This window comes from Mycobacterium sp. ELW1, from assembly GCF_008329905.1.
GTDB lineage: Bacteria > Actinomycetota > Actinomycetes > Mycobacteriales > Mycobacteriaceae > Mycobacterium.
On sequence record NZ_CP032155.1, the window covers coordinates 718,103 to 741,926 of the forward strand.

The 23,824-nt window shown below is 67.5% G+C and carries 25 protein-coding genes, 1 pseudogene and 1 riboswitch; of the genes and pseudogenes, 11 read left to right on the forward strand and 15 right to left on the reverse strand.

Annotation, left to right across the window (positions count from 1 at the left end; genetic code table 11):
- Nucleotides 1-16 precede the first annotated feature (16 nt).
- The 6 genes from D3H54_RS03175 to D3H54_RS31085 all read right to left on the reverse strand — a co-directional run bounded on the left by D3H54_RS03175 (nucleotide 17) and on the right by D3H54_RS31085 (nucleotide 6,939).
- Entirely contained in the window at nucleotides 17-658 is a 642-nt protein-coding gene (locus D3H54_RS03175) for a hypothetical protein (RefSeq protein ID WP_149377828.1), read from the reverse strand.
- Complete coding sequence (locus tag D3H54_RS03180; RefSeq protein WP_210419640.1) at nucleotides 655-1,902, reverse strand: uracil-xanthine permease family protein; 1,248 nt, start codon at nucleotides 1,900-1,902, stop codon at nucleotides 655-657. Before D3H54_RS03180 ends, D3H54_RS03175 begins: the two co-directional genes overlap by 4 nt.
- The gene (locus D3H54_RS03185; RefSeq protein WP_432246571.1) at nucleotides 1,871-3,097 is read right to left on the reverse strand and encodes an APC family permease; all 1,227 of its coding nucleotides are present in this window, start codon (nucleotides 3,095-3,097) and stop codon (nucleotides 1,871-1,873) included. The genes D3H54_RS03180 and D3H54_RS03185 overlap by 32 nt, the downstream gene beginning before the upstream one ends.
- A gap of 260 nt (nucleotides 3,098-3,357) precedes the next feature.
- A complete protein-coding gene (locus D3H54_RS03190) occupies nucleotides 3,358-3,618 on the reverse strand; it encodes a DoxX-related protein (RefSeq protein WP_149377830.1) in 261 nt (86 codons plus the stop codon).
- Between the two features lie 17 nt (nucleotides 3,619-3,635).
- Nucleotides 3,636-5,117, reverse strand: coding sequence for a flavin-containing monooxygenase (locus tag D3H54_RS03195; RefSeq protein WP_149377831.1), 1,482 nt, complete (start codon nucleotides 5,115-5,117; stop codon nucleotides 3,636-3,638).
- Between the two features lie 97 nt (nucleotides 5,118-5,214).
- On the reverse strand, nucleotides 5,215-6,939 hold the full coding sequence (locus D3H54_RS31085) for a hypothetical protein (protein WP_168214765.1): 1,725 nt from the start codon (nucleotides 6,937-6,939) through the stop codon (nucleotides 5,215-5,217).
- Nucleotides 6,940-6,949: 10 nt separating this feature from the next.
- Here D3H54_RS31085 and D3H54_RS03205 point away from each other — a divergent pair, with 10 nt between their 5' ends.
- Complete coding sequence (locus D3H54_RS03205; protein ID WP_149377832.1) at nucleotides 6,950-7,192, forward strand: hypothetical protein; 243 nt, start codon at nucleotides 6,950-6,952, stop codon at nucleotides 7,190-7,192.
- A gap of 277 nt (nucleotides 7,193-7,469) precedes the next feature.
- Here D3H54_RS03205 and D3H54_RS03210 read toward each other — a convergent pair whose 3' ends face one another.
- From D3H54_RS03210 to thiC, 3 genes are all read right to left on the reverse strand, one after another.
- Nucleotides 7,470-8,090 (reverse strand): alpha/beta hydrolase family protein, encoded by a 621-nt coding sequence (locus D3H54_RS03210; protein WP_149377833.1) that lies wholly within the window; start codon nucleotides 8,088-8,090, stop codon nucleotides 7,470-7,472.
- Complete coding sequence (gene thiD, locus D3H54_RS03215) at nucleotides 8,087-8,923, reverse strand: bifunctional hydroxymethylpyrimidine kinase/phosphomethylpyrimidine kinase (RefSeq protein ID WP_149377834.1); 837 nt, start codon at nucleotides 8,921-8,923, stop codon at nucleotides 8,087-8,089. The genes D3H54_RS03210 and thiD overlap by 4 nt, the downstream gene beginning before the upstream one ends.
- Entirely contained in the window at nucleotides 8,920-10,488 is a 1,569-nt protein-coding gene (gene thiC, locus D3H54_RS03220) for a phosphomethylpyrimidine synthase ThiC (protein ID WP_149377835.1), read from the reverse strand. Before thiC ends, thiD begins: the two co-directional genes overlap by 4 nt.
- Nucleotides 10,478-10,588, reverse strand: a riboswitch (TPP riboswitch). Its footprint overlaps the gene before it by 11 nt.
- Before the next feature lie 159 nt (nucleotides 10,589-10,747).
- Here thiC and D3H54_RS03225 point away from each other — a divergent pair.
- Both D3H54_RS03225 and D3H54_RS03230 read left to right on the forward strand, forming a co-directional pair.
- Nucleotides 10,748-11,602 (forward strand): hypothetical protein, encoded by an 855-nt coding sequence (locus D3H54_RS03225; protein ID WP_149377836.1) that lies wholly within the window; start codon nucleotides 10,748-10,750, stop codon nucleotides 11,600-11,602.
- Between the two features lie 256 nt (nucleotides 11,603-11,858).
- The gene (locus tag D3H54_RS03230; protein WP_149383316.1) at nucleotides 11,859-13,559 is read left to right on the forward strand and encodes an MFS transporter; all 1,701 of its coding nucleotides are present in this window, start codon (nucleotides 11,859-11,861) and stop codon (nucleotides 13,557-13,559) included.
- Here D3H54_RS03230 and D3H54_RS03235 read toward each other — a convergent pair.
- From D3H54_RS03235 to D3H54_RS31090, 3 genes are all read right to left on the reverse strand, one after another.
- Nucleotides 13,522-13,896: a hypothetical protein gene (locus D3H54_RS03235; protein WP_149377837.1), complete on the reverse strand. Its 375-nt coding sequence runs from the start codon at nucleotides 13,894-13,896 to the stop codon at nucleotides 13,522-13,524. The two genes, D3H54_RS03230 and D3H54_RS03235, sit on opposite strands and share 38 nt — an antisense overlap.
- A gap of 58 nt (nucleotides 13,897-13,954) precedes the next feature.
- The gene (locus D3H54_RS03240; protein WP_149377838.1) at nucleotides 13,955-14,239 is read right to left on the reverse strand and encodes a hypothetical protein; all 285 of its coding nucleotides are present in this window, start codon (nucleotides 14,237-14,239) and stop codon (nucleotides 13,955-13,957) included.
- Between the two features lie 84 nt (nucleotides 14,240-14,323).
- Entirely contained in the window at nucleotides 14,324-15,733 is a 1,410-nt protein-coding gene (locus tag D3H54_RS31090; RefSeq protein ID WP_168214766.1) for a hypothetical protein, read from the reverse strand.
- A gap of 174 nt (nucleotides 15,734-15,907) precedes the next feature.
- Here D3H54_RS31090 and D3H54_RS03245 point away from each other — a divergent pair, with 174 nt between their 5' ends.
- Entirely contained in the window at nucleotides 15,908-16,927 is a 1,020-nt protein-coding gene (locus tag D3H54_RS03245; protein ID WP_149377839.1) for an NADP-dependent oxidoreductase, read from the forward strand.
- Between the two features lie 5 nt (nucleotides 16,928-16,932).
- Here D3H54_RS03245 and D3H54_RS03250 read toward each other — a convergent pair whose 3' ends face one another.
- The 3 genes and pseudogenes from D3H54_RS03250 to D3H54_RS03260 all read right to left on the reverse strand — a co-directional run bounded on the left by D3H54_RS03250 (nucleotide 16,933) and on the right by D3H54_RS03260 (nucleotide 19,349).
- Nucleotides 16,933-17,745, reverse strand: coding sequence for an exodeoxyribonuclease III (locus D3H54_RS03250; RefSeq protein WP_149383317.1), 813 nt, complete (start codon nucleotides 17,743-17,745; stop codon nucleotides 16,933-16,935).
- 18 nt (nucleotides 17,746-17,763) lie between these two features.
- The gene (locus D3H54_RS03255) at nucleotides 17,764-18,669 is read right to left on the reverse strand and encodes an N-acetylglutamate synthase, CG3035 family (protein ID WP_149377840.1); all 906 of its coding nucleotides are present in this window, start codon (nucleotides 18,667-18,669) and stop codon (nucleotides 17,764-17,766) included.
- 3 nt (nucleotides 18,670-18,672) lie between these two features.
- Nucleotides 18,673-19,349 (reverse strand): annotated as a pseudogene (locus D3H54_RS03260) (peptide deformylase).
- Between the two features lie 126 nt (nucleotides 19,350-19,475).
- On the opposite strand from D3H54_RS03260, the gene napA reads away from it, so the two are divergent.
- The 7 genes from napA (at nucleotide 19,476) to D3H54_RS03295 (ending at nucleotide 23,784) form a co-directional block, all read left to right on the forward strand.
- The gene (gene napA / locus D3H54_RS03265; RefSeq protein ID WP_036343097.1) at nucleotides 19,476-19,784 is read left to right on the forward strand and encodes a nucleoid-associated protein NapA; all 309 of its coding nucleotides are present in this window, start codon (nucleotides 19,476-19,478) and stop codon (nucleotides 19,782-19,784) included.
- A gap of 40 nt (nucleotides 19,785-19,824) precedes the next feature.
- Nucleotides 19,825-20,286, forward strand: coding sequence for a LytR C-terminal domain-containing protein (locus D3H54_RS03270; protein WP_149377842.1), 462 nt, complete (start codon nucleotides 19,825-19,827; stop codon nucleotides 20,284-20,286).
- A 10-nt stretch (nucleotides 20,287-20,296) separates the two neighbouring features.
- Entirely contained in the window at nucleotides 20,297-21,043 is a 747-nt protein-coding gene (gene sodC, locus D3H54_RS03275) for a superoxide dismutase[Cu-Zn] (RefSeq protein WP_149377843.1), read from the forward strand.
- Nucleotides 21,024-22,172 carry a glutamate--cysteine ligase gene (locus D3H54_RS03280; RefSeq protein ID WP_149377844.1) on the forward strand — a complete coding sequence of 383 codons (1,149 nt, stop codon included), beginning with the start codon at nucleotides 21,024-21,026 and terminating at the stop codon, nucleotides 22,170-22,172. Before sodC ends, D3H54_RS03280 begins: the two co-directional genes overlap by 20 nt.
- Nucleotides 22,173-22,240: 68 nt before the next feature.
- Nucleotides 22,241-22,576 carry a hypothetical protein gene (locus tag D3H54_RS03285; protein ID WP_147291988.1) on the forward strand — a complete coding sequence of 112 codons (336 nt, stop codon included), beginning with the start codon at nucleotides 22,241-22,243 and terminating at the stop codon, nucleotides 22,574-22,576.
- A 2-nt stretch (nucleotides 22,577-22,578) separates the two neighbouring features.
- The gene (locus D3H54_RS03290) at nucleotides 22,579-23,226 is read left to right on the forward strand and encodes an LON peptidase substrate-binding domain-containing protein (protein ID WP_149377845.1); all 648 of its coding nucleotides are present in this window, start codon (nucleotides 22,579-22,581) and stop codon (nucleotides 23,224-23,226) included.
- Between the two features lie 45 nt (nucleotides 23,227-23,271).
- Nucleotides 23,272-23,784: a DinB family protein gene (locus D3H54_RS03295; RefSeq protein WP_168214768.1), complete on the forward strand. Its 513-nt coding sequence runs from the start codon at nucleotides 23,272-23,274 to the stop codon at nucleotides 23,782-23,784.
- Nucleotides 23,785-23,824: the final 40 nt, after the last annotated feature.

Sequence of the window (23,824 nt, forward strand, 5' to 3'; positions counted from 1 at the left end):
TGTGGAAGTCGCAGGGCTAGCGGGCGCATACCCGCCAAAGTTCCTCGGCGGCATCCAGATTCGCCGACTTCAGCCGCTCACCGATGACCGGCTGGGCAAGGAAGTCCAGGACGAGATCCTTGACGGCAGGCTCGATCGGCTCGCGCACGGTGAATGCCCACTCCACGAGTTCACCGAGGTGCTCGGCGGCCGGCGCCGTGTCCATCGCCTGCCAGCGGTTCAGGTGAGCCTGCAGGGGTTGGTCACACCAGTAGGTGAAGTCGATCAGAGTCGGACTGTCGGAGAAGTAGCCCAGGTCGGCCGGATACTCCGCCAGCAGGCCGCTCCACAGGCCGTCGACAAGAGCGGCGACTGCCCCGCGCTCTGGTGCCGGCCAGTTCGGAACGCGCCCGCGCAGCTTGCTGAGGTCGAAGGCGAACACCGGTGCCTTTTCTGCGAGCAACGCCTCGATGAGACGCGGAAAGAAGTGCCGAAAGTCATTGTCTCCCAACGACATCAGGTGCAGGGCTTCTAACTGCGGCAGTGACAGCGAGCGCGGCGGGGTCGCGCGGACATCGGTGGCCGACCATTCGGGACCGCACTGGTCACACACCACCAGATCACGTGGCAGCGGATAACCCTCAAAACAGCCGTAGAGATCCTCCACAGCGGCGATCACGACCGCGCGCCGCGCAGCACCCCCAGGGCCCGCATGCCGTGGTAGATCACGAGTGCGGCGATCGAGCCGAGCGCAATGCCGGTGAACGTGAGATTGCCGATCTTCCAAGTGAAGTCGGCGATGCCGATGATCAGCGCGATCGCGGCGGTCATCTGGTTGATCGGCAGGCTGAAGTCCACCCGATTGGTCAGCCAGATCCGCACGCCCAGCACGCCGACCAAGCCGTAGAGCACGATCGTCGCACCGCCGAGCACGCCGGGCGGGATCGCCGAGATCGTCGCTCCGACCCTGGGGCACAACGCCAACAGGATGGCGGTCACGCCGGCTACCCAATAGGCGGCCGTGGAGTACACCCGGGTGGCGGCCATCACGCCGATGTTCTCGGCATAGGTGGTGGTGGCCGAGCCGCCGCCGAAACCGGCCAGCACGGTCGCGACTCCATCGGCCGCCAGCGCGCGGCCGGTCAGCGGGTCGGTGTCGACCCCGGTCATCTGACCCACCGATTTCACGTGCCCGATGTTCTCGGCGATCAGCGCGATCACCGCGGGCAGGAACATCGGCAGGACCGAGAGGTTCAGTGTCGGGGTCTGGAACTCCGGCAGTCCGATCCAGCCGGCCGCCGCGATCCCCGCGGTGTCCACTTGTCCGAGGGCCAGCGCCAACAGATAGCCGCCGACCACGGCGACGAAAATCGCCAGCCGTCCGATGATGCCGCGGAAGAACGCCAGCGCCGCCACCAGCAGCACCAGCGTGACGATCCCGACCAGTGGGCCTTTCTCGAAATTCGTCTTGGCCGCCGGTGCCAGGTTGAACCCGATCAGCGCGACGATGGCGCCGGTGACGACCGGCGGCAGCGCGATGTCGATCCAGCGGGTGCCGGCCAGATGCACGGCCAAACCGACGACGATCAGCAGAATCCCGACAGCGATCAGCCCGCCCAGCGCGCTGCCGGTTCCGTGCGAGGCCACCGCGGCGGTCACCGGGGCGATCACCGAGAAACTGGAGCCGAGATAACTGGGCAGCCGGTTTCCGGTGATCACCAGAAACAGGAGCGTCCCGATACCGGAGAACAGCAGCGTGGTGGCCGGCGGGAATCCGGTGAGCACCGGCACCAGGAACGTGGCACCGAACATGGCCACCACGTGCTGAGCTCCGATACCCACGGTGCGCGGCCAGCTCAACCGCTCGTGCGGGGCGACGACGAAGTTCTGGTCAGCCCGGCTCTCGACCGGTGTCCAGGTCATGGGAATCACGGTCATACCGTAACCGCCGTACCGCGTAGATGACGGCGCCAAGGACGAGCACCCCCGCCCCGGAGAGTACGGCCGGAAGCGGCAGTGCGACCGACAGCACCACGCAGCCGATCAGCCCGACCGCGGGAATGATGCGGCGGGCAGGAGCGAAGCGACCCGGGGGCTGGCGTGACCCCAGTGTCCAGGCGGACGCATTCGCGATCGCGTAGTACACCAGCACCGCAAACGACGAAAAGCCGATCACCCCACGGACATCGGTCACCGCGGCGAGCACCGCGACCACCACGCCGACGGCCACCTCGGCGCGGTGCGGGACACCGAAGCGCGGATGCACCGCCGCCAGCGCGACGGGCAGGTGGCGGTCGCGCGCCATCGCAAGGGTGGTCCGCGATACCCCGAGAATCAGCGACAGAAGGGAGCCGAGTGCCGCGACCGCCGCACCGACCCGCACCACCGGCTCGAAGCCGGCCGCCCCGGACGTCCGTACCGCATCCGCCAATGGTGCTGCGGCCGTTGCCAATCGGTCCGGGCCGAGAGCCGCGAGCACTGTGACCGCAACGGCCGCGTAGATGACGAGCGCGAGCCCGAGCGCCAAGGGGATGGCCCGCGGGATGGTCCGGGCCGGATCGCGCACTTCCTCACCGAGCGTGGCGATTCGCGCGTAGCCGGCGAACGCGAAGAACAGCAGACCGGCCGCCTGCAGTACACCCAAGACCGTGCCGTGGCCGAGCCGCAACTGGTCGACGTCCCCGCGTCCCGAGGCTGCCACGATCACCACGACCGCGGCCAGCACCGCCAACACGACGGCGACGATGACGCGGGTCAGCACCGCCGATTTCTGGACACCGCGATAGTTCACCGCCGTCAGGCCCACCACCGCGGCAACGGCCACGGCGTGCGCGTAGGCGGGCCATACGTAGAAGCCGACGGTCAGTGCCATTGCCGCACACGACGCGGTCTTGCCGACCACGAAGCTCCAGCCGGCCAGGTAGCCCCAGAACTCGCCGAGCCGTTCCCGGCCGTAGACGTAGGTGCCGCCCGATTGCGGGTAGCGCGCCGCCAGCCGCGCCGAGGAGGTGGCATTGCAGTAGGCGACGACGGCCGCAACCGCCAGCCCGACCAGCAGCCAGGATCCCGCCGCCGCGGCGGCGGGCGCCAGTGCGACGAAGATGCCGGCGCCGACCATCGAACCGAGTCCGATGATCACGGCATCGGTGGTGCCCAATCGGCGCTGGAGCGTGCTCACGGCCGGGATGTTAGGCGCTGAACATGAATGCGGACCGGCGAGGGAGCGGTCGCCCGCGCCCAAGCCGGTCCGGCACGGTCCCCCGACCCATTTCGCGTGGCATCCTCACAAACCAACGACGTACGCGTCGCCGTGCCTGATCAATGTAAGCGAAATATCTGACGGTGTCGTAAATCTTGTCGGAACTGTGATCTTGAAAGTCAGCGGTTGCGGACGATGTTCACGCCCAGATAGGCGCCATAGGCCAGCAACCCGGCCACTGCGAACTTGCGGGTCTTGGGTGCGATCAGGGCCAGCCCGATCGCGGTCTCGATGCCGCCGTCGATGTAGGTGTGCTGCAACGTGTTGTCCGGAAACGCCGATTTGGTGGCGGATTCGAACAGCTCCGGGCGTACGAAGTGCGACAACCCGGTGGCGGCCACCACCAGCCCGGTCGCTTTGATCAACGGCTCTGCAGACATCGACGTCCTCTCGCAGGTCAACTGATGTGGTAGTCGGAGAGCGGGTACGTCGACGCCTCGCGTAATGCCTCATGCGTAGTCATCGGCCGCAACAGCGTCGCCTCACCACTGGGATTGAAATAGTACGACCGCGCCGACGCGCAGTTGCCGAGGGTGAACAAAGAGGTGCCCAGCAGCTCGGTCATCTCGTCCAGATAGCGGGCGTTGGCTTCTTCGGTGATCTCGAACGTGGTTGCCCCGCGTTGCTTCAGTTCGCCGAAGAGCCGGTCCATGTGCCGCATCTGATACTCCATCGAATTGAAAAAGTTCAAGCCGAGGAACGCATACGGACTGGCCAGGCTCAGGAAGTTGGGGAAGTACGGAACCGACACACCTTGATAGGCCTGGAATCGGGTCTCGCGCCACCACTTACCGAGGTTGCGGCCGTCGCGACCGATCACCTCGATGGCCGGGAAGTTCGCTTCCCAGAGATCGAAACCTGTTGCCAGCACCAGGGTGTCGATGACGGACTTGGTGCCGTCGTTGGCGACGATACCGTCGGCCTCGATGTGGTCGATGCCGCTGGACTGCAGGCGCACGTTCGGTCGGGTGAAGGCCCGATAGAACTTGTTGGAGAACGTCGGCCGTTTGCAGCCGAAGTCGTAGTCCGGGGTGAGCTGGCGGCGCAATTCCTTGTCCCGGATGACGGCGAACCGCCACAGCTGGGAGAGGTAGGCCGCGATGCGATTCCCCAGCGGGAAGCGGTTGTAGTGCAGGACGCCCCAGTCGACCAGCACCTCGTAGGCGAAGTCGGTGACGGCGCGGATCGCGCGCTGGGACAGCGGTACGCGAGCGAACAGCCGCTTCGCCCTGGCCGAGAATTTGACGTCGAGTTTGGGCACGACGTAGATCGCTGTGCGCTGATACACGGTGAGATCCGCGGCGTCGCGGGCCAATTCGGGGATGAGCTGGACCGCGGTGGCGCCGGTGCCGATGATGCCGATCTTGCGGTTGGTTGCGTCGTAGCTGTCGTCCCAGGCGGCGGTGTGGACGATCGTGCCCTCGAAGCTGTCGATGCCCGGAATCTCCGGTGTGCGCGGTTGGGACAGGAAGCCCGTCGCGGTGATCAGGTACCGCGCCGCCAGGGTGTCACCGTCGGCGACCGTGACCCGCCACAGCTTGTCCTCCTCGTCCCAGCGGGCGCTCTCGACGGTCGTGTTGAACCGGATGTGGCGGCGCACGTCGTACTTGTCGGCGACGTTGTCGGCGTACTGCTTGATCTCGGCCCCGGTCGAGAACAGCCGGTTCCAGTTCGGGTTGGGCTCGAAGAAATACGAATACGTGGTGGTCGGGACGTCAACGGTCAACCCCGGGTAGTGGTTGACATACCAGGTGCCACCCAGATCGTCCTCGCGATCGAGAATGACGAAGTTGTCGAATCCGAGGCGCTTGAGCTCGATCGCCGCCCCGATTCCGCCGAAGCCGGCGCCGACGATGATCGCGTCGTACTGCGTTGCCATGCGAACAGAATACCGTATCTTACTCGCCAGTAAGATACGCCGTTGGACCCCAATTCGCGGGACTGATGTCGACGATCCATCAGTCCCGCGGACCGGCTCAGCCCGTTGTCGTCGGCGTGGGAGCCGGCGGCAGCGGCGTGCGAAGCGGCTTGGGCGGGTAGGGAGCCCGCTGTGGCGCGGTGGGCAGCGCGTACTTGGTGTAGGTCGGCCGCACTCCGCGCTTCTTGTTGCGCACCCAGGCGGCGTACCGCTTCTTGTAGACGTTGTAGTTGTAGGCGTTCAGCTTGTTGATGTAGTTGAACCGATTGACGTAGTTGGCGTAGTTCGTCTTGTACTGACGATCGATGTAGTTGACCTGGTTCTGCCAGGTCTGCAGCGCGATGTCGTCGGCCCGCTGGATCTCCGCGACCCGTTCGAGGTATTGGCGCATGGCGATGTCGTCGTCGATGACGGCTGCTGCCGCGGCGGCGCTCACCCGGCTGGCTGCGACGGGTTGCGCGATCGTGCTGTCGGCCGCCGGAACCGTCCCGTCGTCACCGGCCCGGCCGTGCAGTCCGAAGAGGCCACCGGCGCCACCGGGCTGGCCGATTCCCGCGGTTGCGGTTCCGGTGCCGAATGTGTCGGCGTCACCACCGCGGCCGCCGTTGCCACCGATGGCGAACAGTGTGCCGCCACCGCCGATCCCGCCGTCACCGCCCTGTGCGTTGCCGTTGGCGTAGGCGACCGCGCGGCCGCCGCTTCCCGCCGCGCCGCCGACACCGGCGAACACCTGACCGCCGTTGCCGCCGAGGCCGCCTTCGGCGTCGCCGTCGTCGGAGTAGCCGTCGCCGCCGAGGCCGCCGGTGCCTCCCATGCCGAACGCTGTGTCGCCGCCTGCGCCACCGGTTCCGCCGAGGCTGTCAGCCGCGTTGTAGGCGGCGCCGTCGCCGCCTTCGCCGCCGCGTCCGCCGATCCCGAACAGGCTTGCGCCGCCTCGGCCGCCGTCGCCGCCGAACGCGGCGTCGTCCGGGTTGGTGCTCTCGGCATCGCCGACGCCGCCGTTGCCACCCAGGCCACCGAGTCCGAAGATGCTGGCGCCGCCCGCACCGCCGTTGCCCGCGAGCGCCGTTCCGGCGTCGGCCACCGCCATACCGCCTTTGCCGCCCTTGCCGCCGGTGCCGTACACGCCGCTACCACCGGCGCCGCCATTGCCGCCGACCGCGATTCCGTCGGCCGAAAACGCGGTGCCGCCGTCACCGCCGTTGCCATTGGTGCCGAAGTAGAAGCCGCCACTGCCACCGGCGCCGCCGTCGGCCGCGATGGCATCACCGCTCGGGCCGTCGACATCCCAACCGCCGTCGCCGCCTCGGCCGCCGTTGCCGACGAGCATGCCGCCCCGGCCGCCGGTGCCGCCGCGGGTGGCCTCGGACGTCAGGGTTCCGTCGACGGCGTAGACCGCGTCCGCGCCGGCGCCACCGGCGCCGCCATTGCCGAACCAACCTGCCGCGCCGCCGTTGCCGCCGTTGAACCCGTTGCCGCCGTTGCCGAAGATGCCACCCCGCCCGCCGTTGCAGGCGGTGCCGGAGGCGCAGGTGTCCGCGGTCCAGGAGTAGCCGTTGCCGGCGATGATGCCGCCGTTCGGGTGCGCGGCAGTGCCGTTGCCGAAGAACACGCTGACGATCGACTCGAAGCCGCCGAGCGCACCGACCGCGGCCGAGCGGGGGGTGGTGGTGACGGCTGCGGCGGTCGGCGTGGTGCTCGCGGCCTTCGGTGACGACACCGTGGTGTCGGTGGCTGCGGCACTGAGATTCTGCTTGTCGGAGCCCGAATCCCGCTGCGTCACAGCGCTCTTCTTGGGTGACGTCGACTCCGGGCCCGAGTTCCGTGCTGAGCCGGCCTTCTTCGACGCCTTCGTCGCTCCGGAACTCGCAGAGGGCTTCGCCGGGCCGGCCGCGGACGAACTCGACTTCGATGAGCCGCTGCCGCTACCGGCCGAACCGGTGTCGGCGGACGCGACCGCCGGGGTCGAGACGATCGCCAGGCCGACGCCGAGGGCGATCACCGACGCTCCGGTCCAGCAAATGAGACCCGAATAGCTACCGACACCAAAGTTTGCTATCGAGCGAATTCGGGCCCGTGCCTCGGCGGCGGAATTATCCTGTGAATGAGCAGTTTTTGCTGCATGACAAAGATTCATGTGTCCCTCTCCGACGGAACGGTGCAAAGAAGCTAGGTTAGCTGACGTGAACTGGCGCAAAGTATGCGCGAAGCATAAAACGGATGTGCCGATACGTCTAGCGATCGGGAAAATCGGCGCGCGACGCCCTGGCGAGCCGAATCCCGCTCACCGTACCGGATTTCGTGCCGCGGGTGTCAGGGCAACGCCGACAGCGCGGCGTCGACGGCGAGGGCCGGCACGTCGAGCTTCTTGGAGCCGAGGTCGTGGCGGGCGCCGGTGATCTCGACGATCTCCACCGGCGCGGGGATGAGCACGGCCGCCTCGCGGAGTTCGTCGATGGTGCCGAACGGATCGGCGGTGCCATGGGTGAACACCGTCGGCACCGTGATGCCGCCGAAGTGCTCAGTGCGTAACCGGTCCGGCTTGCCGGGCGGATGCAGCGGGTAGGAGAACGGGGTCAGCACATCGACGAGGCCGGGATTCTCGGCGACGACCATCGACGTCTGCCGGCCCCCGTAGGAATGCCCGCCGGCGAGCAGCGGACCCGTGGCCAGGGAGCGGGCCAGCGTGAGCGCTTCGACGACCCCGTCCCGGTCGCCACCCGCCGATCCCGACGGCGGACCTTTCGGGCGGCGCCGCCGGTAGGGCAGGTTGTAGCGCACCGCGAGCCAGCCGCGGGCCGCCCACTCGTCGCAGATCCGGATCAGCAGTGGCGACTCCCGGCTGCCACCGGCCCCGTGGGTCAGCACCACAACTCCGGCCGGGGTGCCGTCCGGTTCGTGTGCGACGCCGGCGATCTCGTCGAGGTCGGTCATGGCTGCAGTCGCCACAGCGCCGATACCGGGCCGTGGCCGCTGCCGAGCGGATAGGCCGCGCGCAGGCACTGCGTCACCCAGGCCTTGCCGAACGCCACTGCCTCCGGCATCGAATATCCGTGGGCCAGAGCGCACGCCGTCGCCGCTCCCAACGTGTCCCCGGCGCCGTGGTCGTGTCCGGTGTCCACCCGCGGTGCGTCGAACTCGTGGAAGTCGGTGCCGTCGTACAGCAGATCCGGACTGTGCGTCGAACCCCGCAGATGGCCGCCCTTCACCAGCGCCCACTGCGGGCCCAATGCGTGTAGCGCCTTGGCGGCATCGCGCTGGGTCTGCTCGTCCACGACGTCGATGCCGACCAGCAGTCGCACCTCGTCGAGGTTGGGGGTGACCAGGCTGGCCAGCGGGAAAAGCTGGCTGCGCAGGGTCTCCAGCGCCGAGGGGTGCAGCAGCGGATCGCCGTGCATCGAGGCGCAGACGGGGTCCACGACGAACGGCGTCGTACCGGCCAGGCCGAGGTCGCGCCATGTGCCGGCCACCGTCTCGATGATCTGCGAGGACGCCAGCATGCCGGTCTTGGCGGCCTGCACGCCGATGTCACTGACCACTGCCGACATCTGACCGGCGATCACATCAGTCGGAATCTCGTGGAAACCCTTGACACCCAATGAGTTCTGCACAGTGACGGCGGTGACGGCGACCAGCGAGTGCAACCCGAGCAGCGCGAAGGTGCGCATGTCGGCCTGGATGCCCGCACCGCCACCGGAGTCGGAGCCGGCGATGGTCAGGACCCGCAGCGGGGTCTGGCCCGGCGGGGTCAGGGGGAGCAAGTTCACGGCACTGAGTTTTCCAGAGGGATGTACACCCGGTTGCCGTGTGCGGCGAACTCCTCGGATTTGGCGGCCATGGCGTCGCGAATGTCCTGCGTGATGCGCATGGAGCAGAACTTCGGCCCGCACATCGAGCAGAAGTGCGCGGTCTTGGCCGGTTCGGCGGGCAGCGTCTCGTCGTGGAACTCCCGCGCGGTGTCGGGATCCAGCGACAGTGCGAACTGGTCGTGCCAGCGGAAGTCGAACCGGGCCCGCGACAGCGCGTCGTCGCGTTCCTGCGCACGCGGGTGACCCTTGGCCAGATCGGCGGCATGGGCGGCGATCTTGTAGGCGATCACACCGTCCTTGACGTCCTTGCGGTTGGGCAGGCCCAGGTGCTCCTTCGGCGTGACGTAGCACAGCATCGCCGTGCCGGCCTGAGCGATGATGGCCGCCCCGATCGCCGACGTGATGTGGTCATAGCCCGGCGCGATGTCGGTGGCCAGCGGCCCGAGTGTGTAGAACGGAGCCTCCTCGCACAGCTCCTCTTCGAGGCGCACGTTCTCGACGATCTTGTGCATCGGCACATGGCCGGGACCCTCGATCATCACCTGCACCCCAGCGGCTTTCGCGATCTTCGTCAGTTCGCCCAAGGTGGCCAGTTCGGCGAACTGGGCCGCATCGTTGGCGTCGGCGATCGAACCCGGACGCAAGCCGTCGCCCAGCGAGAACGTGACGTCGTAACGCGCGAGGATCGTGCACAGCTCTTCGAAGTTGGTGTACAGGAACGACTCTCGGTGATGCGCCAGGCACCAGGCGGCCATGATCGAGCCGCCGCGACTGACGATTCCGGTGACGCGTTTGACCGTCAGCGGGATGTGGCGCAACAGCACACCGGCGTGCACGGTCATGTAGTCCACGCCCTGCTCGCACTGTTCGATCACGGTGTCGCGGTAGATCTCCCACGTCATCTGCGTGGGGTCACCCTTGACCTTCTCCAGCGCCTGGTACATCGGGACGGTGCCGACGGGGACCGGGGAGTTGCGCAGGATCCACTCCCGCGTGGTGTGGATGTCGGCGCCGGTGGACAGGTCCATGATGGTGTCGGCGCCCCACCGGGTGGCCCACACCATCTTGTCGACCTCCTCGGCGATCGACGAGGTGACTGCCGAATTGCCGATATTGGCATTGACTTTCACGGCGAAGGCCTTGCCGATGATCATCGGCTCGCTCTCCGGGTGGCGGTGGTTGGCGGGGATCACCGCTCGCCCGCGCGCCACCTCGTCGCGCACGAGTTCGGCGTCGACGCCCTCGCGCGCGGCGATGAACGCCATCTCGGCGGTGATCTCACCCGCCCGGGCCCGCTGTAGCTGGGTGCCGCGGTCGGTGACGATCCCGGGCCGGGCGGGCAAGCCGGCGTGCAGGTCGATCACCGCGTCTGCATCGGTGTAGGGACCTGAGGTGTCATAGAGGTCCAGGTGTTCGTCGTTCGTCAGGTTCACCCGGCGAAACGGCACGCCGTCGCGATAGATCTTCGTGCTACCGGCGATCGGGCCGGTGGTGACGGTGGGATCGACAAAGAGATCGGTCATTTTCACTCCCTACGCCGGCATTACCCGGACAGGTTCTACGGTCGACGGCCGGTCAGCCGTCCTCTCAGCGCACTCGTTGTGCGCTCCCGTGTGGTTGGTTTCCGTCGCCAACGCTAGCAGCCGACGGTGGGGTGAGCTGATCGAGTTTCACGTTTGGCAGCGGTCTTCTCGAACTTTGGCTGCGAAACGTGAAATTCGACGGCGGGCTCCTCGGTTTGAGCGGGGAATCGTTGTCGGGCGGCGCTGGCATGCTCCCGTCATGGCCGAGCGGGAGGTGTTTCTTGCCCGGGAGGCGCTGGCGGATGGCCGGCTCACCAGAAGCGAACTGGCCCGCTGGTACCAGCCGCTTTTTCGCGGCGTGTACTTGCCCAAGGATTCACCGGTCACGCTGTGGCACCGGGCGAAGGCGGCGTGGTTGGCGACCGGCGGTCAGGCAGTGATCACCGGCGTTGCCGCGTCCGGTCTCTACGGCGCGAGTTGGGTCGACGCAGACACAACCATTGAGCTGATATCGCCGCGACATGCTCGGCCGCAGCGGGGTCTGGTTGTCCGGCAGGAGTCGCTCGCACCCGACGAGGTCACCAAAGTTTCGGGCCTTCCCGTTGTGGTGCGCGCACGCGCGGCCTTTGATCTCGGCCGGCATCTGCGGCGCGGCGAAGCCGTCGCCAGGATGGATGCGCTCATGCGAAACCAAGTCTTCTCCGCTGAGGACGTGCTCATCCTCGCCAAGCGGTATCCCGGTGTGCGAGGACTGAGGCAGTTGGGCAGCGTGCTGCCCCTGGTGGATGGTGGGGCGGCCTCGCCGCAGGAGACGCGGCTTCGGTTGCTGTACATCGACTCCGGGCTCCCGCGTCCCACGACGCAGGTCCCGGTGTTCGACGGCTGGCAGGCGGTCCGCGTTCTGGACCTGGGATGGGAGGAATTCCGGGTCGGCTCGGAGTACGACGGCGACGTACATCGCACGAACCGTCGGGCATACGTGAAGGATGTGCGGCTGCGCCCGAAGGTGGAAAGCCTCGGGTGGGCGGTCGACCACGTCATCAAGGAGGACCGCGACGACGAGATCGTCAGCCGGGCCACCAAGCTCTTGAGGTCTCGCGGCTGGAGGCCATGACGGGACCGTGCCGATTTTCACGTTGTGCAGCCGCCTACTCGATCTTTCGCTGCGAAACGTGAAAATCGCCGGGATAGCGGGTCCCGGCGGGCGGGAATAACGATTGGCCGTGAATGATTTGTATAGCTAACATATGTGTTATTGCGCCGGAAGGCGTTCATTGGTTTTTGCTGGACGATTGCACACGAAACGAGATTTGCCCGTGACGACCGAGCTTGACCCGGCCCTGGCCGAGACCGACCGGCGCCGCCGCCGGATGGACCACGACCACCCGCACTACAAGTGGGTGGTCCTGTCCAACACCACGCTCGGCATCCTGCTGGCCTCGATCAACGCCTCGATCGTGCTGATCTCCCTGCCCGCGATCTTCCGCGGTATCGGCCTGAACCCGCTGGCTCCCGGCAACGTCAGCTATCTGCTGTGGATGCTGATGGGCTACCTCGTGGTGACCGCCGTGCTGGTGGTGCCGTTCGGCCGGCTCGGCGACATGTTCGGCCGGGTTCGGATCTACAACATCGGCTTCGTGGTGTTCACCCTGGCCGCCATCGCGCTGTCGTTCGACCCGTTCCACCTCGACGGCGGCGCGATCTGGCTGATCGCCTGGCGGGTGGTCCAGGGCGTCGGCGGCGCGATGCTGATGTCGTCGTCGTCGGCCATCCTCACCGACGCCTTCCCCGCCAACCAGCGGGGGATGGCGCTCGGCGTCAACATGGTCGCCGCGGTAGCCGGCTCCTTCCTGGGCCTGCTCATCGGCGGTGTGCTCTCCGAGATCCACTGGCAGGCAATCTTCTGGGTGGGGGTGCCGATCGGGATCCTCGGCACCATCTGGAGCGTGCGCTCCCTGAAGGAACTGGGCGTCCGCAACCCGGGCCGGGTCGATTGGGCCGGCACCGTCACGTTCGGTGTCGGGCTGACCGTGCTACTCATCGGGATCACCTACGGCATTCAGCCGTATGGCGATTCGACCACCGGCTGGACAAACCCGATGGTGCTGGGCTCGATCATCGGCGGCCTGTTGCTGCTGGTGGCCTTCTGTTTGATCGAGCTGCGGGTGGCGCAGCCGATGGTCGACATCCGGTTGTTCCGATCGGCTGCCTTCGGGATGGGCAATCTCGCCGGACTGATGTCGTCGGTGGGTCGTGGCGGCTTGCAGTTCATGTTGATCATCTGGCTGCAAGGAATCTGGCTTCCTCTGCACGGCTATAGCTTTGAGTCCACGCCGCTGTGGGCGGGCATCTACCTGCTGCCCGCGACGTTCGGCTTCCTCGCCGCCGCACCGATCGCCGGGTCGCTCGCAGACCGATTCGGCGCACGGCCGTTCACGGTGGGCGGCATGGTGCTGATGGCCGTGACATTCGTTGCGCTGCTGATGATCCCGGTGAACTTCAACTACTGGGTCTTCGCGGTGCTGGTGTTCCTCAACGGCCTCGGCGGTGGCATCTTCACCGCCCCCAACACGGCGGCGATCATGTCCAGCGTCCCGGCGTCTCAGCGCGGGGCCGCTTCGGGCGTGCGCGCGACGTTCTTCAACGCCGGCTCCTCGCTGTCCATCGGAATCTTCTTCTCGCTGATGATCGTCGGACTGGCCAACACCCTGCCCGGCGCGATGAGCCAAGGCCTTCAGGCTCAAGGCATTTCGGCCTCGGTCGCCCACGACGTGGCCAACCTGCCGCCGGTCGGCAGCTTGTTCGCGGCGTTCCTCGGCTACAACCCGATCGCCGAGCTCCTGGCGCCCTCCGGTGCGCTGAACCAGCCCGGGGTCAACACCGAAGTGCTGACCGGGCAGACGTTCTTCCCGAACCTGATCACCGAGCCGTTCCATTCCGGGCTGGTGGTGGTGTTCGGTGCCGCCGCGCTGATGATGGTGATCGGCGCGGTCGCGTCGCTGTTCAACCCCGGCCGCTACGGTGGCGATCCGGTTACCGGGCCCCAGGAGTCCGCGACGACGACCGAGTAGCCGGCGGCGGGGCAGTGCCCTCGGCGACCCAGCGATGCAACCGTCCCGCGGTCCGCCACATCGCGGCCTGCAACTCGGCCGGCCCGACTTCGGCTTGCGCGCATGCAGTGAGGCGCTCGGAGATCCTGGACAGGGTGAAGGCGCCCATTCGGGCAGTGCGGTCCCGCGAGGCGCGCATGCTCTGCGCGATCGCCTCCCGGAACTCGAGCAGATCGCCGACCGTCCTGGAACCGCCCGCCGGTCGCTGCCGTCGATACTCTTCGATGAGCGCGTCGATACACGTCAACGCCTGATGCGCAGTACTTTTCGGGATCGGGATGCTGAGGTCAGAGCTCACCGGATCAGCCCAACACAGCCGCTCGAACGGACCGTGACGAGCCGAGAACGGCTACGAATCACGAATCCGAACGGCCGACCAAGATGAGGTCACGAAGAGCGAACGCCGGGACAGCCAGCGCATCGGAGAGCTGGGCCGCGAAGGAGCGGGCGATGCGGGTACCGTCGCGCTGCTCGTCGAAGTCACCGGTCAGATCGACGGCGATCCGGCAACCGAAGGTATCGCCGGCCTCGACCACATCGATGCCCTGAACGCCGACGGGCAAGGGAAGTGTGCTGGCGGCCGCACGAACATGCTCCACCGTCGCTGCCCAATCGACGTACACCGAAACAAACGACCCCATCTCGACCATGGTTCTGCCGGACACCGGTGATCGCCACCCAAATCGCCGAATGTTCACGTACCGGTTACCCGGCGACAGCTCCTGCTAGCCCCCGGAGATGTCCACATTCTCCGGCTGGTCGCCGGACCGTCGCCGGCGGACCACCACAACGGTGATCGCGACGCCCGCGAGGACCACCACCGCCGCGATCCCGCCGCCGATCAGCAGTGTGCGGTTCTGGTGTTGTTGGGCCTGTGCCGCGGGCGCCTGTTGGCCGGCAACGAGTTTGATGTCGTAGCCGGGCAGCGGATCCTGAGCCGGCGGGTCGACGCCGGGCAGCAGCTGCGTCCGAGAGATCTGGAACAGCGCTTCGCCGTGTTCGTCCTTCGACCATTGCCCCCAGGCGGGGATCTCGCCGTCGAGAAGAACGCGGGTGGCATCGCCGACGGCGGGGTCCTTGCCCAGATCCGTCAGCGTGCGCACCCGGAACGGCGCTGAGGTGCCCTGGTCGAATGTCACCTGGACAAGGGCGTTCTTGATGATGTTCAGGGGTGCCGGCTTCTGCGGCGGCGCCTGTCCGGGCGCCGGCTTGAAGCCGCCGCCGGAGAAGCTGCCGACCGAGATGTTGGTCGGCGGAGCCGAACCGGTTTCAGTCGAGGCGGTGAAGCTGTACACCCCGGGTCCAGGGGTGTCGATCACGGCCCGCTGCAGCGGCGGGACGGTGAATGTCCTTGGGGTGCCGCCGGATTCGTATACGACCCGCAGCGGGGCCTGGTACGGGTTGATGAAGACCGGCCGGTAGTACCGGTCGTATGAGGTCCAGCGCGAATTCCATTTCTTGACCGGACTGTTCAGCCGCCCCGCCCTGGATCGGGCGGGCCGGGGGACCGCGGACTTCACCTTGTTGGCGTAGGACCGAGCACCCCTGGTGGTGGTCTTCGGGCCGACGACCCTGCCGCGACGAGCGGTGGTGCCGTCGTCGCGCGGGACCTCGGCCGTGTCCGGCTTGGGCTCGGCGTCGGGCTCGTCGTCCGGGTCTGCGGTGGAGTTGGGGTCGTCGTCCGGGCTGTGGGTCTCCGGAGCGGAGGGCTCTGGGGTCTCGGCGCCGGACGGCTCCTGGGGTGCGCCGTCGGGGTGCTCACCGTCGGCGCCGGGTTCTTCCTCCGTGGGTTGCGGTGCCTCCCCGGGCGCCTGCTCGGGCTCTTGCTGGTCCTCTCCGGGTGACTCCGGTGCGTCCTGGTCGGCGGGGTCGTCCACGTCGGGCGCATAGTCCATGCCGCCGTCGTCGACGTCGCCCGGGTCGTCGAAATCCACGCCGCCCTCGTCGTAGCCGCCGCCGTCGTCATAACCGCCGTCGTCGTATCCGCCACCGTCGTCGTAGCTGCTGCCGCCGTCGCCGTCGTCAGGGTCGGCGGAACTCACCGGGATACCGGCGAACAGCGTCGACATCGACAGTGCGACGGCTGCCGCGAAAGCTGCAGGCTTGTAACAGAACATTGCGGTTGCGCGGCGCACCGAGACCTCCCCCTTGACCACCACGGACCGGCCGCGGCACTGCCATCAAATCATCCTGGCCGCGATGATGGAATGGCTTCGCCGTTTGCTGGGAATAATGGCGTGCCATACCGCCGCATCGCGACTGTCCCAACTGGCCTCCGAATCCGCGCTGCCTTCGGTAGCTTGCTGACCGTGCCCGCGCTGACGAACCGCCAGATCCTCCTTCGCCGTCGCCCCTCGGGCCTGGTGCAATCCACCGACACCGAGCTGGTCACCACGCACGCACCCGATCCCGCCGAGGGTGAGGCGCTGCTGCGCACCACCTATGTGGGACTGGACGCCGCCGTCCGGACCTGGCTCGACGACCAGCCGAGCTACCTGCCGCCGGTGCAGCTCGGCGAGGTCATCCGCGCCGCCGGGATCGGTGAGGTCGTCGAAACCCGGTGTGACGCGTTCACCGTCGGCCAGATCGTCACCACCCTCACCGGCTTTCAGGACTACGCGATCATCCGCGACGACATGTTCAGCACGCCCATCCCCGGCGAGACCGACCAGTTGGCCATCATGAGCGTGTACGGGCCGACCGGCGCCACAGCCTATTTCGGCATGACCGACATCGGCCGCCCGCAGGAGGGGGAGACGGTGGTGGTGTCGGCGGCGGCCGGTGCCACCGGATCGGTGGCCGGACAGATCGCGAAGATCGCCGGTGCCCGGGTCGTCGGCATCGCCGGCGGGCCGGACAAATGCCGTGCGGTGGTCGAGGACTTCGGCTTCGACGCCTGTATCGACTACAAGAACGACGACATCCCCGCCGCCCTGAAGGCGCACTGCCCCAAGGGCGTCAACGTGTACTTCGACAATGTCGGCGGCCCGATCCTCAACGCCGTGCTGGGCCGGCTGGCTCCCAAGGCCCGGGTGGTCCTGTGCGGTGTCATCTCCAGCTACCTCACCGGCGAGCATCCCGGGCCCGCCAATTACGTCAACCTGCTGGCCAAGACCGCCTCGATGCAGGGTTTCAACGCCTTGGACATGTGGGGCCGCTTCGATGAGGCGTTCGCCGATCTGCGCCGCTGGGAATCCGAAGGCAAGCTGGTGCACCGCGAGACCATCTTCGACGGGCTGGACTCCTGCGTCGACGCGCTCAACGGGCTGTTCACCGGCGCCAACATCGGCAAGATGCTGGTGAAAGTCAGCGAACCGTCAACGGCCTGACGACGTCAGCGGCGCACGTCGACCAGCACCGGCGCGTGGTCGCTGGGCGCGGGGTCGCCCTTCTTGCCAGGACGGCGTTCGTCCTTGACGATCTCGGCGTGTGTCACCCGGTTCGCCAATGCCGGTGAGCCCAGGATGAAGTCGATGCGCATGCCGCGACGCTTCTGGAACGCGAGCTGGGTGTAATCCCAGTAGGTGTAGACACCGGGGCCGGGGGTGAAGGGGCGCACCACGTCGGTGAACCTGGTCTCGACGATGTCGTTGAACGCCTTGCGTTCCGGTTCCGACACATGGGTGGCGCCGTCGAACACGGTGATGTCCCAGACGTCCTCGTCCGTCGGCGCGATGTTCCAGTCGCCGACCAGTGCGATCGGCGCCTGAGGGTCGTCGAGCAGCCACGACTCCGCTGTATTACGCAGAGCTGCAAGCCATTCCAGCTTGTACTGATAATGCGGATCCGCCAGGGTGCGGCCATTGGGCACGTACAGACTCCACACCCGCACGCCGCCGCAGGTGGCCGCCAGGGCGCGGGCCTCGGCCTTGGCGTCGGCGTCCTTGCCCCATGAGGGCTGGCCGTCGAAGCCGACCTGGACGTCATCGAAGCCGACGCGGGAGGCGATCGCCACTCCGTTCCACTGATTGAACCCGCAGTGCACCACCTCGTAGCCGGCTTCCAGGAACGGCATGGTGGGGAACTGGTCGTCAGCGCACTTGGTTTCCTGCATGGCCAGCACATCGACGTCGGCGCGGCCGAGCCAGTCCACGACCCGGTCCACCCTCGCGCGAATCGAATTCACGTTCCAGGTGGCCAGGCGCAAGACGTCGGCGGACATGGCCTACAGCGTACGGGGGCTCAAAGACCGGGCATCGACGTAGCGGTGGTGATGATGCAGCCGAAAACCGAGCGAGTGATACAGCATGATCGCGCCCGAGTTGTCGCTCAGCACCTGCACGTACGCCCGGTCGGCGCCGCCCCGCGCGCCCCAGTCGAGCAGGGCCACGCACAGCCGGCGGGCGTGCCCACGCCTGCGGTGCTCGGCGTCGACGTGCACGGCCGAGATACCCAGCCAGCGGGTGCCGTCCGGTGCGGTGGTGATCGCCCCCCGCCCGACCGCGGCGCCGGCCGTCGCGGCGAACACGACCTCGCCGTCGACCACCGCCGTCAGTACCTCGGGCGGCACGTCGCGCTCATAGCAGGCCAGCCATTCCGCATTCGGGCTCGGCAGGAAGGTCACCGCCTCGTCCGGCTCGGTGGCGGTGACGTCGGTGACCATCACCCGGGTGTGCTTGATGCCGTCAACGCGAATCGGCAGCAGCCGCTCCGGCAGCGCCAGCCACGGCTCCAGGCCACGCTGCGCGTACCACTTGACGATCGCGGGCAGCGCGGTGATGTTCGACGAGAAGTCCAGTGGTACAGCCGAGTTGGCTCGGCTGGTGTAGCCGCCCGCGGCCCGCAGCAGCCAGCCGTCCTGCCAGCTCTGCTCGGTGCCCGGCCATGCCAGCGCGGCCGCATGCTCGAGGTTGCGGATCTCGGAGGTTCGTACGGGAACCACGCTGAGCTCCCGTACCGCGACCACATCAGCCGGGCGAACCTCCACCACCCCGTCGGACTTGGTGCGCACCACGATCACCGGGTCGTCCGCCAGCAGCTCACCGATCACGTCGGACATCGGCGGCGTGGTGCCCGCGGGCAGGCGGTGACGAATGCTCACTCGGCTGCCGGTCGGCGGCAGGCTGGTCATCGGTCAGTGACCGAACGGATCGGGCACCTCACCGGGTGTCCACGCCAGGCCGGGCACCCCCCATCGGCGCCGTCCGCGTGTCGGCCGGCACGCGCGCGTGTCATCGCGTGCTGATCGAACAGGGGTGAGCCTCAGCCGGGCCCCCAGCCGTTCCTCTTCGCGGTCTTCTTCGCCGCCCGCGCGTGCCGGCCGATCAGCTTGTCGACGTAGAGGAACCCGTCGAGATGTCCGGTCTCGTGCTGCAGCATGCGGGCGAACAGGTCGTGGCCCTCCAGGGTGACCGCGTTGCCGTCGGCGTCCAGGCCGGTGACCCGTGCCCACTTGGCGCGGCCACACGGAAAGGATTCGCCGGGCACCGACAGGCAGCCCTCGTCGTCGTTGTCCGGGTCGGGCATGGTCTCGGGAATCTCCGAGGTCTCCAACACGGGATTGATGACCACACCCCGTCGGCGCGTGGTCTTCCCGCGCTCGTCGGCGCAGTCGTAGACAAACAGCCGCTTGCCGACGCCGATCTGGTTGGCCGCCAGCCCGACTCCGTTGGCCGCGTCCATCGTGTCGTACATGTCCGTGATCAGATCGGCCAGATCCGCGGGCAGCGAACCGTCGTCACCGACCGGCACGGGCTGCGTCGGCGTATGCAGAACAGGATCACCCAGAATCACGATTGGTCTAACCGCCATGATCGGCAAGCTTAAGTCAGCCGACGCGCGGGCTTGGCTGCCGTCCCAACCGAGACAACCGTGATTGAATGAGCGCCGAGCATAGGCAAGTCATTTGCAGGTCTTCGAAAGGGTCTACAGATCGAAATGGACGGCGCCATGGCACGGGCCGAGCGGTCCAATGACGACGCTGACCTTCCCGATGGGTTGACTCGCCGCGAATACGACGTCCTGGCCTTCGAGCGGCAATGGTGGAAGTACGCCGGCGCCAAGGAAGAGGCCATCAAGGAACTCTTCTCGATGTCGGCCACCCGCTACTACCAGGTGCTCAACGCCCTGGTCGACCGCCCCGAGGCGCTCGCCGCCGATCCGATGCTGGTCAAGCGGCTGCGACGGCTTCGGGCGAGCCGACAGAAGGCGCGCGCGGCGCGCCGACTCGGCTTCGAGGTCACCTGATTTTTCTCCCATGGCGGACCCGCTGGTTACAGTGGGCGCGATGAACGACCGCGTACCTGATTCCGCCGGGCTGCCGCTGCGCGCCATGGTGATGGTGCTGCTGTTCCTCGGTGTGATCTTCCTGCTGGTCGGCTTCCAGGCCATGGGCTCGGGCAATGACGACAGCAGCGACGACACGTCGGTGCGAACGGTGACCACGACGACGTCCAAGACCTCGGCCGCGCCGGCACCCAAGGCCGACGTGCGGGTTTTCAACGTCGGTGAAGGCGAAGGCGCCGCCAGCCGGATCGGTGACCGGCTGCGCGAAGCCGGCTGGAATGTCACCGAGACCAGCAACCTGCAGGTGCCGCCGCTGCCTGCGACCACGGTGTATTACGGCACCGCCGACGGGGAGCAGGCCGCTGCGGAGGCGGTGGCCAAGGTGCTCAACGCGCCGGTGGCCCCGAGAATCCCGGAAATCGCCGAGCAGCCACCGGGCGTGATCGTTTTGGTGACCGGATAGGCTTCGGCTCATGGTCACGACCGTCAGCCCGCTGAGAACTGCCGCCGCCATCCTGTTCGTCGCTCCCGTCGCCGTGTTGAGCGCGTGCAGCCCGAACGAACCGATCGCCTCGCAGCCCGGAACCACGCCCCCGGTGTGGACCGGCTCCCCGGCGCCCGCCGCCGCGGGCGAGGGCACCCACGGCGCAAGCCACGGTGAGGACACGCACGCCGCTCCGCAGGCGTCCGCGTCCAGCGCCGACACCCTGACCGCCCAGATCAAGACGGCCGACGGCACCCAGGTCGCCGCGGCGACCTTCGAGTTCCAGGACGGCTTCGCGACGGTCACCGTGCAGACCACCGGAACCGGCAAGCTGACGCCGGGCTTCCACGGCCTGCACCTGCACTCGTTCGCCAAGTGCGAGGCCAACTCCGTGGCCCCGGCCGGCGGCGCGCCCGGCGACTTCCTCTCTGCGGGTGGCCACTTCCAGGCCGGCGGCCACAGCGGGCATCCCGCCAGCGGTGACCTCGCCTCGCTGCAGGTGCGTGAGGACGGCTCGGCAATGCTGGTGACCACCACCAACGCCTTCACCAAGCAGGATCTGCTGGGCGGCAACGGGACCGCGATCATCATTCACGCCGACGCCGACAACTTCGCCAACATCCCGCCGGAGCGCTACCAGCAGATCCAGGGCGGCGCGCCCGGCCCGGATGAAGCCACGATGGCCACCGGCGACGCCGGCAAGCGGGTGGCGTGCGGTGTCGTCGGCACCGGCTAAATCTCCTTCGGAGAAGCCCGGCCGCATCGACTTCGCCGGGTCACCCCGGCCGACGCTCGGCGTCGAGTGGGAGTTCGCCCTGATCGATGCGGCCACCCGCGACCTCAGCAATGAGGCGGCCGAGGTGATCGCCGATGTCGGCGAGAGCCCGCACGTCCATAAAGAGTTGCTGCGCAACACCATCGAGGTCGTCACCGGTGTGTGTGACACCGTCGACGAGGCGATGGCCGACCTCAAGGGCACCCTGCGCAGCGCGCGCGAGATCGTGCACGGCCGCGGCATGGAGCTGTTCTGCGCGGGCACCCACCCGTTCGCGTCGTGGTCGACGCAGAAGCTCACCGATGCGCCGCGCTATGCCGAGCTGATCAAGCGGACCCAGTGGTGGGGACGGCAGATGCTCATCTGGGGTGTGCATGTGCACATCGGGGTGTCGTCGGCGCACAAAGTGATGCCGATCATCTCCTCACTGCTCAACCAGTATCCGCATCTGCTGGCGCTGTCGGCCTCCTCGCCGTTCTGGGCCGGCGATGACACCGGTTACGCCAGCAACCGGGCGATGATGTTCCAGCAGCTGCCGACTGCGGGCCTGCCGTTCCAATTCCAGACCTGGCGGCAGTTCGAGCGGTTCGTGCACGACCAGAAGAAGACCGGCATCATCGACCACATCAACGAAGTGCGTTGGGACATCAGGCCGTCTCCGCATCTGGGCACCATCGAGGTGCGGGTGTTCGACGGGGTCTCCAATCTGCGGGAGCTCGCGGCATTGGTGGCGCTGACGCACTGCCTGGTGGTGGACTTGGATCGCCGGCTGGAAGCCGGTGAGCAGTTGCCGGTGATGCCGCCGTGGCATGTGCAGGAGAACAAGTGGCGCGCCGCGCGGTACGGTCTGGACGCCATCATCATCCTCGATGCCGACAGCAATGAACGGCTGGTCACCGAGGATCTCGACGATCTGCTGACCCGTCTGCAGCCGGTGGCCGAATCACTGCACTGCGCAGACGAATTGGCTGCGGTCGCCGACATTCCGCGGCGCGGTGCGTCCTACCAGCGCCAGCACCGGGTGGCCGAGGAGAACGGCGGCGATCTGCGCGCGGTGGTTGACTCGTTGGTCGGGGAGCTGGACATCTAGCCCGCGTCACGACGATGCGGGCGGTAAGCCCGAGGAGGAGTGGTGCAATGGACCCGAGGGAGGCGCCCATGAGGATGAGACGACTGGGACTCGCGGTGGTGGCGACGGCCGTCGTCCTGACCGGCGGCGGTTGCGCCAAAGCGATCACCGGCACCCCGGTGGCCACCCCGGGCGAGGCAGGCAAGGGCATGGTTCCCGCCGATCTGCTCACCACGACCTGCCGCGAGTTCCTGACCATGGACACCGTCACACGGCGCGAAGTGATCGTGGCGATCGGGAAAAGCGGGAATCAGCTGGTCTCGATGAACCCCCAGCTGTGGGCGGGAGTGGCCAGCGCGTTGTGCGGATTCGTCGATCCCAGCGCACCGGTCAAGGATGTGGTCATGGGGCAGGGCATCCGGTAGCCATGACCGCCCAGCCGATGTTCCCGCTGCAGTCTGCGCTGCTGCCCGGAGAACCATTGCCGCTGCGGATCTTCGAGCCGCGATACTCGCAGCTGGTGCGGGACTGCTTGGACATGACCGACCCCGCATTCGGGGTCGTGTTGATCACCCGCGGCCGCGAGGTCGGTGGTGGCGATGTCCGCGGCGACGTCGGGGCGCTGGCCCGCATCACCGAATATGCCGACCACGGAATGGGCCAATACCAACTGGGCACCGTCATCGGTGAACGAATCCGGGTGCGCGAGTGGCTGGACGATGACCCCTACCCTCGCGCCGACATCGAACCCTGGCCCGACGAGCCGGGCCCACCGGTGACGCACGAACGCATCGGCGAGATCATCGATGCGATGCTGGCGCTGTTCGAACGCATCGTCAGCGCGCGGGGCGCGCGGTTGCGGCCCGACGCGCTCGCGGTCGCGCCCGAGGTCGCCGACGATCCGTCCCGGCACGTCTATGCGCTCGCCTCGCGGGTGCCGATGGGGCAGGCCGACCGGTACGCGGTACTGGCGGCGCCGACGCTGGCCGAACGGGTCGACGTGCTGACCGACGCGATCGAAACAGTCTCGGCCATGGTCGAATTCCAGATCGCCTCCGACGACACCGGGGAATAGCCGCTCCAGTTCTCTTCTGTCGGGGTGAGATGACACCCTTGGTGCATGACGTCGATGGAACGGCCGATGCCGCCGCTGAATGCCGATGAGCGCACCACACTGGAGAGTTGGCTGGACTTCTACCGCGCGACGTTGGCCACCAAATGCGAAGGCCTTGAGGACGACCGGCTGCGTGTTGCGTCGGTGCCGCCGTCGCAGTTGACGCTGTTGGGCTTGCTTCAGCATGCCGCGGAGGTGGAACGGAATTGGTTCCGTCGCGTACTTGCCGGAGAGAACGCGCCGCCGATTTTCGGACCATCCGATCAGCCCGAGGGCCACGACGGTGGGTTCGCGGTGACGGCGGAGTCGTCACATCGCGCCGCCGTGGCGATCTGGCAGGACGAAATCAGGCACGCGCGCGCGAACTGTGCGACGCGGGCGCTCGATGACACCAGCCCCTTCATGGGCGGTGAGGTGAGTCTGCGCTGGATCTACACCCACATGGTCACCGAGTATGCCCGCCATTGCGGGCACGCCGACCTGATCCGTGAATGCATCGACGGGGCGGCCGGGGTCTGAAACCCATTACCTGTAGCCGACTTACACTTCGCCGGGGCAG